The sequence below is a fragment of the candidate division WOR-3 bacterium genome (genome assembly GCA_011052815.1).
In the GTDB taxonomy this organism is placed as follows: Bacteria; Hydrothermota; Tepidihabitantia; order SM23-42; family SM23-42; genus DRIG01.
Genome location: DRIG01000099.1, coordinates 1 through 11,092, shown reverse-complemented (window position 1 = coordinate 11,092; position 11,092 = coordinate 1). Strand labels below are relative to the sequence as shown.

14 protein-coding genes and 1 pseudogene are annotated in these 11,092 nt (G+C 45.0%); 7 read left to right on the top strand and 8 right to left on the bottom strand.

Annotated elements, in window-relative coordinates; genetic code table 11:
- A partial coding sequence (locus ENI34_09695; protein ID HEC79390.1) for a TonB-dependent receptor occupies positions 1-1,787 on the bottom strand: 1,787 nt, incomplete at its 3' end.
- Between the two features lie 245 nt (positions 1,788-2,032).
- On the opposite strand from ENI34_09695, the gene ENI34_09690 reads away from it, so the two are divergent.
- On the top strand, positions 2,033-2,410 hold the full coding sequence (locus ENI34_09690; GenBank protein HEC79389.1) for a hypothetical protein: 378 nt from the start codon (positions 2,033-2,035) through the stop codon (positions 2,408-2,410).
- Entirely contained in the window at positions 2,407-2,613 is a 207-nt protein-coding gene (locus tag ENI34_09685) for a hypothetical protein (protein ID HEC79388.1), read from the top strand. Before ENI34_09690 ends, ENI34_09685 begins: the two co-directional genes overlap by 4 nt.
- A gap of 79 nt (positions 2,614-2,692) precedes the next feature.
- On the opposite strand, the gene tsaA is transcribed toward ENI34_09685, so the two are convergent.
- Positions 2,693-3,178, bottom strand: a complete 486-nt coding sequence (gene tsaA / locus ENI34_09680; GenBank protein ID HEC79387.1) for a tRNA (N6-threonylcarbamoyladenosine(37)-N6)-methyltransferase TrmO — start codon at positions 3,176-3,178, stop codon at positions 2,693-2,695.
- Positions 3,179-3,364: 186 nt separating this feature from the next.
- Between tsaA and ENI34_09675 the strand changes: the two genes are divergently transcribed.
- The 5 genes and pseudogenes from ENI34_09675 (at position 3,365) to ENI34_09655 (ending at position 6,710) form a co-directional block, all read left to right on the top strand.
- The gene (locus ENI34_09675; GenBank protein HEC79386.1) at positions 3,365-3,577 is read left to right on the top strand and encodes a DUF1858 domain-containing protein; all 213 of its coding nucleotides are present in this window, start codon (positions 3,365-3,367) and stop codon (positions 3,575-3,577) included.
- A pseudogene (locus ENI34_09670) lies at positions 3,564-4,052 on the top strand (NUDIX hydrolase). Before ENI34_09675 ends, ENI34_09670 begins: the two are co-directional and overlap by 14 nt.
- Before the next feature lie 278 nt (positions 4,053-4,330).
- The gene (locus ENI34_09665) at positions 4,331-5,257 is read left to right on the top strand and encodes a DUF89 family protein (GenBank protein ID HEC79385.1); all 927 of its coding nucleotides are present in this window, start codon (positions 4,331-4,333) and stop codon (positions 5,255-5,257) included.
- A complete protein-coding gene (locus tag ENI34_09660; protein HEC79384.1) occupies positions 5,254-6,177 on the top strand; it encodes a radical SAM protein in 924 nt (307 codons plus the stop codon). The genes ENI34_09665 and ENI34_09660 overlap by 4 nt, the downstream gene beginning before the upstream one ends.
- Before the next feature lie 20 nt (positions 6,178-6,197).
- Positions 6,198-6,710, top strand: a complete 513-nt coding sequence (locus tag ENI34_09655; protein HEC79383.1) for a hypothetical protein — start codon at positions 6,198-6,200, stop codon at positions 6,708-6,710.
- Here ENI34_09655 and ENI34_09650 read toward each other — a convergent pair.
- From ENI34_09650 to ENI34_09625, 6 genes are all read right to left on the bottom strand, one after another.
- Positions 6,700-7,176, bottom strand: a complete 477-nt coding sequence (locus ENI34_09650; GenBank protein ID HEC79382.1) for an MGMT family protein — start codon at positions 7,174-7,176, stop codon at positions 6,700-6,702. The genes ENI34_09655 and ENI34_09650 overlap by 11 nt on opposite strands.
- A 429-nt stretch (positions 7,177-7,605) precedes the next feature.
- The gene (locus ENI34_09645; protein HEC79381.1) at positions 7,606-7,944 is read right to left on the bottom strand and encodes an ArsR family transcriptional regulator; all 339 of its coding nucleotides are present in this window, start codon (positions 7,942-7,944) and stop codon (positions 7,606-7,608) included.
- A gap of 340 nt (positions 7,945-8,284) precedes the next feature.
- Positions 8,285-9,316, bottom strand: a complete 1,032-nt coding sequence (locus ENI34_09640) for an RNA 3'-terminal phosphate cyclase (protein HEC79380.1) — start codon at positions 9,314-9,316, stop codon at positions 8,285-8,287.
- Between the two features lie 4 nt (positions 9,317-9,320).
- A complete protein-coding gene (locus tag ENI34_09635; GenBank protein HEC79379.1) occupies positions 9,321-9,767 on the bottom strand; it encodes a DUF3795 domain-containing protein in 447 nt (148 codons plus the stop codon).
- A gap of 18 nt (positions 9,768-9,785) precedes the next feature.
- Entirely contained in the window at positions 9,786-10,613 is an 828-nt protein-coding gene (locus tag ENI34_09630) for an Fpg/Nei family DNA glycosylase (GenBank protein HEC79378.1), read from the bottom strand.
- Between the two features lie 56 nt (positions 10,614-10,669).
- On the bottom strand, positions 10,670-11,092 hold a 423-nt coding region (locus tag ENI34_09625; protein ID HEC79377.1), incomplete at its 5' end, for a type VI secretion system ATPase TssH.

The following is an 11,092-nucleotide window of genomic DNA, read 5'->3' as shown; positions in this document are numbered from 1 at the left end:
GTCCGCATCGGCATCATGTAGCGGCCAGCCGATCCACCGGGCAGATTGGCATAGACGACATAATCCTGGTCAAGGAGATTATCAACTGCAATAAATGGTCTGAGTCCGAAGGAGAATGAGTAAGAGAATCTGGTGTTTATCAAGACATAGTCATCAATCCTGTCTTGAGAACTGTCGGCGGCATAGTAGTTTGTAACATACTGCCCGGTCAGCCCAAGGTCAAAATTCTGGAAGTCAGCCCTTAAGAATAGATCGATCTTATCACCAGGCCGACCGGTTGTCTTCTCTCCTAGATCGAGATGGGAATAGCTGATTTGACCGTGGAGATAATTACCAATCTTGGCTTTTAAACCAAACTCAACACCGCGGAACTCAAATTCGCCGGTATTCTCGAACCGGTATCTTGGGGGAGGATTGGGATTGGGGACAATCTCGATCATATTCTCACCCTTCATCAGATAGCCGACCAGATCGAGGTAAACGCCGCTGATGATTCGTTGATCTAACCCAGCCTCATAATTGGTGACGAATTCCGCTTTCAGGTCAGGATTGGAGGGGGGGAACATATAGAGCTCATTGAGCTGAGGCGATCTAAAGCCTCGGTTTATTGATCCCCTGATGATCGTTCCATCGATGACCGGATAGACAAGACCGACCTGGGGAATGAATGTCCGACCGGATATCTCATCTTGATTGACCCTTCCACCAAAGGTGAGGTTGAATCTTCTGAATAAGAGCTGCTCATCATGGAGGAATACACCATACTCATACTTGCTCCAGGAACCGGCAGTAGGTTGCTCTTCGGTCGCCAATTTTTCACCGAGCTGACGACGATATTCAAATCCGACGGTCAGTTCATTGCCGGGCAGAAATCGACCGGAGAGATTAGCTACGAAACCGTAGGTTGAATCCTTGGAGTGCCAGCCATCAGAGAACTCATGATGGCCGAAATTGACATATGCCTTAGTCATGCTGGTTATCCTTTCCCAATTGCCGTTTAAAGAGAGATCAACCGCGCCCCGCCGATATTTATTCCAGACATCAGAAACAAGTGTATCAGGATCAGTTGCCTTTAGTGGTTCCTCTTTATAGCCATCAAAGTATTTACCGGATAATGAGGCATTTAGCCAATCGGTCAACTGATAACCCAATCTTCCGGTGATGTCCTTGCCCTCGTAGGCCGAATTTTTGAGGTGGCCATCACTATCCTGATAATCTCCGGTCAGGTAGTATTCGAAGCGACCTATCTTCGCACCGTGACGGAGTCTGCCCTGGCGTGTATTATGACTGCCGTAGGCCAAACGCAGATCGGACGAGAGGCCATCTTCAACCTTTTTGGTTAAGATATTAACCACTCCGCCCAGGGCGTCAGAGCCGTAAAGGACCGATGCCGGTCCCCGGACGACTTCGATTCTTTCAACATTATTCAAAGGGAGGGTATGGGTTACTGTGCAGCCGAAAAGTCCCATCTTCACCGGCCGGCCATCGACTAAGACCATCACCTTCCGCCCCCGATCACCGATCCCCCGGATGTCGATATCCGATCGGCCGAAGGCACCAGTCTTTTCAACGAAAACCCCGGGCAGATTCACGAGAAGATCCGGTGCCGAATTGGCATTCTGGACATCGATTTCATCCTCAGTGACTACCGAGACAGTAGCTGAGAGGTCTTTAACTGCCCTTGGAGTCCTGGTGGCGGTTACGACGATCTCATCGAGCCAGTAGACCTTGAGGGTGTCGTCCTCCGTCCCTATGATGAGTGGTATTAACAGACCAAGGATTAACATCTTACCTCCTATGTTGAATTTGAGTATAATTTAGATATGATTAAAGAACTAATGGAACCGAAAGCTTGGAAACAGGGGGACGACATACCACCTGGGCAGAGAGCCCGAAAAGAAGTCAGTCCCCTGCTTTCTCCATTCCCAATAAGTTGGTTAGGACATCGAACCCGAATCACTTTGGAGGATAGAAGAGAAAGCATGCTGTTTCCACTTTTTAATCCAACCAAGGCAAAAAAGGAGGTCATACCATGCCTGAATATTTTATCGGCATAGATGCATCCCTTAATACCCTGGACCTCTGTGTCCTTAACACCGAAGAAAAAATTATTAGCCAAAAAAGATTCCTCCAAACTAAAGAAGAATTTAACAAACTCACAGAATTCCTGCAAACCCTCGGCAATCCACAAAACCTCGCCATCGGCATTGAATCCATCGGTAGCTACCACATCAATATCCTCCACTTCCTGCTCAACAAAACCTATCACATTACACTCCTTCTCGAAATTCCCTCGGCAAGAATCGCCCGAGAATTGACCCCATCATTCAACAATCCGGGAAATTCAAAGGTCAATAGCGAATCTCCAAACGAGGCAACCGCCATCTGCGCCGCATCCTCTGGCACATGACAATAGGCACAATCTGGTACACCAATATGTTCCGCACCTACTACCAGCGGAAAAAGAAACAAGGAATGAAACATAAAAAAGCCGTCATCGCCACCACCAATAAACTCCTGCGCAGCCTCGATGTATTGCTCACCCGAAAAATTACCTTCAACGATATTCTTCCAAATTCGCCACCTATTCCTGCACCAATTCTTCATAGTTGACTCCCTTTTCGTGTTACTTTTTTAAAAATAATAACACATTATAACAAAAAAACAGAGGTTGTCAAGCACTATCTTGCACTTAATCGATGAACCGTCCGTCATCCTTTTTTCCGGGAAGTTTATGAACTCTCTGTTTAAGCCAGCCCAATTTTACCTTTTCCGGTTCATCAAAGACCGGAACATAGGGTTTAATATCCAGCAACGGTGTGCCGTCAATGATGTCGATGTCACGAACATAGAGTTTATTCTTTTCGATCTTATCCAATCTTACCACTGAAAGTCCGATTGCATTGGGTCGTCTTGGTGCCCGGGTTGCGAAAAGACCCCGCTCTTCATCATCCAGATAAGGCACCACTTTCAGCTTAAACCCCCGGCTCAGATGCAGATGATAAATCAGAATGAGGTGGGAAAAATTCTGTAAATCAGCAAGACCATCCACGTATTCCGGCTGGAGTTCAACGACTCCCCTGATTCCCTTACCGGCTTTCGGCTGGATCGGAGTTCCTTTCGGCTCTTTAAACGGTGTATGGATCACACCGATGGGTTTGAATTCAATCGTATTCATAATCTCAGCGCGTCATAAACTATAAGCAGAAATTCCCTCATGTCAAGCTCCCTTTCCCCTATGCCCTATGCCCCGTTTCTCCCTTTCCCCCATTTCCCGTTTCACCGCTTCACCCTTTCTCCGTTTCGCCCTATGCCCTTTCCCCTTTCCATATTGATTTTTTTCAGCTAATGAATATAATTAGATATGAAGATAACCGAACAAACTTCTGTCGAGGAGATAGTTGCCAAATATCCCGGCATGACAAAGGTCTTTATTGATTTCGGTCTGCCCTGCCTTGTCTGCGGAGAACCGTTCTGGGGTACTGTCGAAGAACTCGCCCGGCAGAATAATGTCGACCTGAAGAGTTTGATTAAAGCATTGAACAAAAAAAAGGAAGAATTTGATGAAAAAATATAAATTCTGTCCGATTTGCGGAAGTCGTTTGACAATTCGAAAAAAAGAAGATGCGCCGCGCTTGACCTGTGAAGCCTGCGGCTGGACGCATTATCATAATCCCTTGCCCAGTGTCGCGGCGTTCGTACGCAATGAAAAAGATGAAGTGCTTCTCATAAAAAGGGGGGTCGCACCGGGAAAAGGAAAATGGGCACTGCCGACCGGCTTTATGGAACAGAATGAAACACCGGAACGAGCAGTGATCCGGGAACTGGAAGAAGAAACAAACATCAAAGGTAATATTAAGAGACTGCTCGGCGTCTACACAGAAAAGACAAAAGTTTACGGCAATATCGTTCTAATCGGTTATGAAGTCAAAGCCCTTACTGAAAAACCAAAACCTGGTTCAGACACAACCGAGGCACGTTTCATACCACTTAAAAAATTACCACACATTCCTTTTAAAAGCCATCGAGAAATGATCTCTGATGCAGTCCAGACGACCACACCCACCTTTATTGAAGTTTTGAAATCAAAGATCACAGAGGCGACGATTACAAAAACCCGTTTATACTACAAAGGCAGCATGGGCATTGACAGTAAAATTATGGAAGCTGCAAATATTGTAGCCGGTGAAAAGGTTCAGGTGCTCAATTACAACAACGGCGAGCGACTGGAAACTTACGTGATTGCGGAAAAAGCCGGGTCAGGCAAGATGGTGCTCTACGGTCCGGCTTCCCATAAAGGTAAAGTGGGCGACAAACTCTGCATCCTTGCATATACACTCGTCAATGCGCAGGAAGCACACGCGATAAAACCAAAAATCATTATTCTAAACGAAAGGAATCAGATAAAACGAAGACATATTTAGAATGTATTCCATGTTTTTTTAAACAGGCGCTCACCGCGGCACAGACGGCGCGTCTTGATGAGCAGAAGATAAAAGACATCTTTGACCGTATCGCCGCACTCATCCCGAAAATCTCAATGGACACGACACCGCCTGAAATCGGTATGATGGTGTACAAGGCGATCTATCAGGCGTCGAACATCGAAGACCCTTTTAAAGAAGCCAAGAAAAAATGCACCGGCTATCTTCTCGCTTCATACGACGAACTCCGAAAAAAAATCACCGAATCAGCCGACCCCTTGTATACAGCTTTGAAGTTCGCCGCTCTCAGCAATGCGATCGACTTCGGAGCCAACCCGAACTTCAACATCAAAGAAGAACTGAGCACCCTCTATGAAAAAGATTTTGATCTGTGTGAATATGATTTATTCAAGAAATCACTCTCAGATGCAAAATGGATTCTTTACATCGGCGACAACGCCGGCGAGACGGTGCTGGACAGATTACTGATTGAACAACTGAACAAACCGGTTAAATACGCGGTGCGCAGCAAACCGATAATCAATGACGCGACAATGGAAGACGCCCTGGAAGCGGGCATCGATAAAGTAGCCGAAGTAATTTCATCGGGATGCGATGCGCCCGGCACCATCTTGGGACTCTGCACCGAAGAATTCAAACGGATATTCACCGAAGCCGATATGGTAATAAGCAAGGGACAAGGAAATTACGAAACCCTCTCCGACCAGAAACGAACCATCTTCTTCCTCTTGAAGATAAAGTGCCCGGTCATCGCCCGGGATATCAACATCAAAACAGGCAGTGTTGTTTTGATCACAAATAAAAAAAAATGAATAGATACACATACGGTCCTGTGCCTTCACGCCGACTCGGTTTTTCCCTGGGTATTGACATCATCCCTTATAAAAACTGCAGTTTCGACTGTATCTATTGTCAGCTCGGTAAGACGACAAATAAAACCATCGAGCAAAAACGATATTCACCGCCTGATGATATAATAAAAGAAGTAAAGGATACTTTGAAACTCGGCAAACAGATCGACTACCTCACATTCTCAGGTTCGGGTGAACCCACCCTCCATTCAGAAATCGGTTATTTAATAAAAGAAATCAAGCAGATCACTGAAATACCCGTCGCCGTACTCACCAACGGCTCATTGCTCTGGATCCCTGAGATCGCTGAACAGCTCCTCAAAGCCGATCTGATCCTGCCCACCCTGTGCAGCGCGAGTGAAGAGACCTTCAGAAAGATAAACCGACCCCACAATGATCTGACCGTTGAAAAGATAATCAAAGGACAGAGCGACTTCCGAAAGAAATTCAAAGGGAAGATATGGCTGGAATTGATGCTCATAAAAGGGATGAATGACACCGAGGAAGAGCTCGAGAAATTGAAGACCGCGATCGAGAGAATAAAGCCCGACAGAATAGACCTCAATACCGTGGTCAGACCGCCCAGTGAAGAGTATGCACGACCGCTTTCGTTTAGTGATCTGGAAAGAATAAAAAAGTTCTTCGGCGGTTCCTGCGAAATCGTGGTGGCGTTCAAAAAGGTCAAAAAGACAGAAGAACTGGCTGACAAAGAAAATGCGATACTCGGCCTGATAAAACGAAGGCCTGTAACACTGCAGGATATCTGCGGTGCACTCGGACTGCATCAAAATGAAGTGATAAAATGTCTGGAACAACTCGAACAGGATAAAAAAATAAAATTAGTTATACATCAAGGTCTTAAATATTATGAAGCACTATAATAAAACAACAGGAGGAAGAGATGATTGAACCGAAGGACCTGAATAAAGAAGAACTTCTGGGGTTACTCACCGACGCCGCAAAGAACTGGCTCGCCCATGACGGCCTCTGGTTCCAGGCGGTTGAAAACAAATTCAATCTGGAAACCGCAATTGAACTCGACGGCAGGGCATGGCGGGAATTCACCCGGATTGAAGCCCGGCGCATAATGAAGAGATTGAATATAGCAGAAGGCGGGGGCATCCAGGCGTTGATTCAGGCTCTCAAGTTCAGACTCTATGCATTCATAAACATCCAGGAAGTCACTGAAGTAACGGAAAACAGATGTGTCTTCCGAATGAACAACTGCCGTGTCCAGGCCGCCCGCAAAAGAAAAGGGCTCCCGGATTTCCCCTGTAAACCCGTCGGAATAATCGAATATTCCTATTTTGCAAAAACAATCGATCCGCGCATTGAAACAAAATGCCTGTGCTGTCCGCCCGACCCTCATCCTGATGATTTTTATTGCGCCTGGGAGTTTACACTCAAAGAATAAACTCTCTCATCACCCTACTGTTTTCGTAAAACCTCACCCCTTCAAGTTTCAAAAGGTCTTTTTTGAGCTCTTCGCCGCCGCCGAACTTCCCGGGTAGACCATTACCTTTTATTACACGATGGCAGGGGATTACGATCGGGAAAGGATTCTTTGCCAGGGCCGTACCCACGGCGCGCGCGGCACGCGGTGTGCCGATTTTTTCCGCCAAATCTCCATAACTAATCACCCTCCCGTAAGGGATTTTCCGGCATCCGTCAAGAACCCGTCTCTGGAATGTATATAATTTATCCAGGTCAAAATCACTCAGGCCGAAAAAAGTCTGTTTGCCCGCCAGATACGTAAGGAGTTTCTTCTTCAATTTCAAAACAGGTTCTGCGCTGCTGCGCAGAATATTTCCATAGAGTCGTCTGAGACGTCTGGTTATCGGTTCGTCTGCATGCGGCAAAAGAATCTCAACGATCTTCACAGACCGACCATTCTCCTGCCATACAACCGCCAGGTCACCGAATCGTGAAGCAATGGTCAAATAATAATTCTTCGTCTTTGTCACCAATGCCCCTATTATACAAATATATACTTTCAAATCAAGAAAATTTTATTAAGTGTCAACAGCAATCTCCATCCTTTCATCTAACACACAATCTATTCAATTACGCATTTTAAGTAATACACAATATTATTCTACACAATTCATTCATCACACAATATATTACCTTATCAGCATCCTTAATTAAAATATATCAGTTTAAAATATATCAGTTTAAAATATTAAAGTAAAACACCTACGTTTCTCCTCTCACCAAAAAAAATCCCTCTTAAAACACCAAGTTAAATATATGCAATTGCGTAATTGTACATATGCACAATTATCTATATATAAAATATGTTTGATATTTTAAGTATCGTGTTCCAACCGTTTACGGCTACGTTGAACAAAAACATTCAACGCTGTCAGGATCATCTTTAATTCTTTCGGGTATTTTATCCAGTAATAAAAACCATCATTTTTAGCCTCGTAGCGGACAATCTCTAAACTTCTCAGTTTTGCCAGATGGTGAGAAACAGTAGGTTGCGTTCTATTGACTTTTTTTGCTATTTCGGAAACACTCAATGGTCCCTCTTGAAAAATAAGATTAACAATCAAATACTTAGATGGTTCACCCAATACCTGAGCAATACGTGATTCGCGATACATTATTTCCTTCATTGGTTTTTTTCGTTCTATCTTTCTCATACTACTAACCCCCTTGTTTACCACAGATTATATACATTATTTTATTTAAATCAATAGAAAAATTCTTTTTCTTCATAAATACAATATTGATATATGCACAATTGTGCATATATGCAATTGTATAATTGTATTTAAACATTGGGTGGTTTAAGAAATTATACTGAGACCCTTAGGGACTGGACACGGTGGATTTGTAGAGGTATATTTGAATGCTTGTTAAGCTACAAGTATTAAAGAGAGCAATTATTATGAAGAAGAGAAATCGGTCAGTTGAGGAAAAGCTGGGTTTTAAACAAAAAGAATGGGGCTCGAAAAAGAAAGCTAAAGATAAATGAGTACTTTACCCATCGTCAGATATTTTTTTGCGGCAGATGACAATATTTTCCTGCAGCGTGAACTCGACAGGTAAGAATTTTTCGACAACCCAGATATTGGTTTCCGCATGCTTCGTCATCAAAGGAATCTTTACCTTCGACTCCCTGTCCGTGAGGTACGTGCTCAACGCCATATAAGGAATTATCTGATCCACCATCCAGGAATCCACGGCTGCACCCGAATCAATCTCTTTTTTCAATGACCGCGCCGCACCCTCACCGACCAGCTCCGCCCTCTTACCGGGCCGGCCCAATTCATCGGCGCCCAGTATCGAATCGGCGAAACAGGCATAAGCGACGATGAAACAACCCGGGGTCCGTGTGTCCACATACCTGAAATCAGCATCAACATCAGACAAAATCCGGGTAAAACCGGAGATCATCCTCTCTGCAACCCGTGCTTCTTTCAGGTGATTGGAAGCCACGGCGATAAGCCCGATCTTCTCAAATGCGCCGCGTTCAACCTTTTCTATATTCCTCACGCCGCCGATTTCAACCTTTACGAAAATTTCACCACCGCCTCCAGGATAGAATCCGTGACGTTTTATTTCAATGTTCAGAGAAATACCGGTGAGTCCCAAAAAATAGCCGCCGACTTTTTTTAAATACTCTATCGTGGGACTGAAAGGAACAGCGGTTCCACCACGGATTATCAACTCAAAAGGGGAGTCTGCAAAAAAGACCATCGGTATCAATGTTTGAAGGATCAAAGAGACAGAACCTGCGGTCTTTGTATCGATGGAATACCTTCCCCCCTTTATCTTTCTGGGAGAAAAATCGACCTCGAGGGCACCCGGGTGCAGACCACTCACATCCGCTCCGCATATCTCAGCGGCTGCAATAATCCCCTGCAGGTGCTGGGGTCGTAAACCGGGTTTTTCCCGTCCTTTCCTTATATTAAAAACACGCACCGCCTGACGGGTCACCGCCGACAGGGCGATCCCTGTTCTGAGAATCTGTCCGCCGCCTTCTAAATAGCCGCCGTCGAGTTGAATCATCGGTCTATGTCATACCTGCTATGTACTCTGTCCACTGCTTTGCAATCCAATCCTCAAGTCCGTTCTTCTTTATCTCCTCAAGATTCTCAAGGCAGTGCCACTTGATCACCCCGGGATTGTTCTTCAATGTATCACAGGGAAATTCCGGACATTCATTGCATAAATCATATCCTTTTGCTGAACAGCACTTTCTTATGGCGCACCGTGCATCAGCTCCGGTCTCCGCCTTGCATCCCGAGCATATACTTGAATCAGCGAGAATCTCCAATCCCTTCTTCAAGTTTTCGACATCGACTTTGTCCTTCAATAACCTGCCGAAACCATTGAATTCGTTTATCATATCAAGGGCGGCTTTTGCAGTCTTCTTTATTTTACCTGTATGCCAGTCACACATATGACAATATGACCCGCAAAATGAAATGTGCATCTTTTTTTCCTGTTCGTAATTCATCGTTACCTCCTTTCAAATTCACCGATAGAACTTTGAGAGTCGTCTGTCCTTTAATTTTCTGCCCCCGGTCTGACACTTCGCACAGTAGTATGTTTCACTGTCAGAATAACTGATGGTCTGAATATCTTCACCGCAGCGCGGACAGGCAAACCCCTTGCGACCGTGTATCTTCAAAAAATCCCTCTTCTCCGACCCCCCTCTCTTCTCTATCTCCCTGATTGCCCGTTTCAAAACTTCACGAACCGCACAATACAACCTTTTCGCCTCCCTGTCATCAAGGTGTACTGTATTCTTGAACGGAGACAATCGGGCATGCCACAATATCTCATCGGCATAGGCGTTTCCAATACCTGCAATCAATGACTGGTTGCGAAGGAACGTCTTAAGGTGTTGTCTCGATTTAAGAAGCAGTTCTTTGAACAGCCCTTCTGTAAAGTCCGAAGCCAGAGGTTCTGCACCGAGAGACTGCAGTCGTGCCGTCGATTCATTCCCGGCAAGGATATGAACCGAGACCCGCTTTTTATGACCTCTTTCGCTCACTTCCAGCAACGAACCATCGGTGAATTTTAAAACCAATGCCGCCGAACCCCTGATTTTTTCAGGAACCTCCAGAAAACGAATAGAACCCCTCAGCATCAGATGCAGGATGATTTTATGTTCGGTCAACTCGATTACAAGATACTTACCCCTTCTTTTGATGTTCTCGATCTTTTCACCGGCAAGTTTCCGCGTAAAGTAATTTTTCAACACATAGGGTTTTAATATACACATCTGTTCGACTTCTTTGCCCTTTATCCGACAAAGAAGACGCCTCTGTAAAACCTCAAGTTCAGGCAGTTCGGGCATGCCCGATTATATTATAAATTTACGGGAAAATCAAGCGCTTAAGATGTGCGGGTGGGTTATTTAAAGACGACTTTACCTTCGGAAATGTCCGCGGTGATCTTCTGACCTTTTTGAAACTTTCCGGCGATGATATTCCGTGAAAGCGGATTTTCAATCAACCTCTGAATTGCCCGACGCAGGGGTCGTGCACCGTACATCGGATCAAACCCCTCATGGCCGAGATAGTCTTTTAAATTTTCCGTGAAGTCGATCTCATAACCGAACTCCTTGACCTTTTTTACGACCTTGTTGAGTTCAAGCTCGACGATCGCCTTGATCTCTTCAAATTCAAGAGGTTTGAATACGATTATTTCGTCGACACGGTTGAGAAATTCCGGCTTCACGCGGTGCTGGAGAATCTGATAAACATCCTTTTTCACCTGTTCATAATCAAAAGAGCCGTTCTTCAAATTTTCCGTGATGATCTCACTGCCGATATT

Bases quoted from the DNA above. Each gene is read 5' to 3' on its own strand.
- ENI34_09690 (HEC79389.1), top strand. From the start codon at position 2,033: ATGCCTGAATATTTTATCGGCATAGATGCATCCCTTAATACCCTGGAC.
- ENI34_09685 (HEC79388.1), top strand. From the start codon at position 2,407: ATGACAATAGGCACAATCTGGTACACCAATATGTTCCGCACCTACTAC.
- tsaA (HEC79387.1), bottom strand. From the start codon at position 3,178: ATGAATACGATTGAATTCAAACCCATCGGTGTGATCCATACACCGTTT.
- ENI34_09675 (HEC79386.1), top strand. From the start codon at position 3,365: ATGAAGATAACCGAACAAACTTCTGTCGAGGAGATAGTTGCCAAATAT.
- ENI34_09660 (HEC79384.1), top strand. From the start codon at position 5,254: ATGAATAGATACACATACGGTCCTGTGCCTTCACGCCGACTCGGTTTT.
- ENI34_09655 (HEC79383.1), top strand. From the start codon at position 6,198: ATGATTGAACCGAAGGACCTGAATAAAGAAGAACTTCTGGGGTTACTC.
- ENI34_09645 (HEC79381.1), bottom strand. From the start codon at position 7,944: ATGAGAAAGATAGAACGAAAAAAACCAATGAAGGAAATAATGTATCGC.
- ENI34_09640 (HEC79380.1), bottom strand. From the start codon at position 9,316: ATGATTCAACTCGACGGCGGCTATTTAGAAGGCGGCGGACAGATTCTC.
- ENI34_09635 (HEC79379.1), bottom strand. From the start codon at position 9,767: ATGAATTACGAACAGGAAAAAAAGATGCACATTTCATTTTGCGGGTCA.
- ENI34_09630 (HEC79378.1), bottom strand. From the start codon at position 10,613: ATGCCCGAACTGCCTGAACTTGAGGTTTTACAGAGGCGTCTTCTTTGT.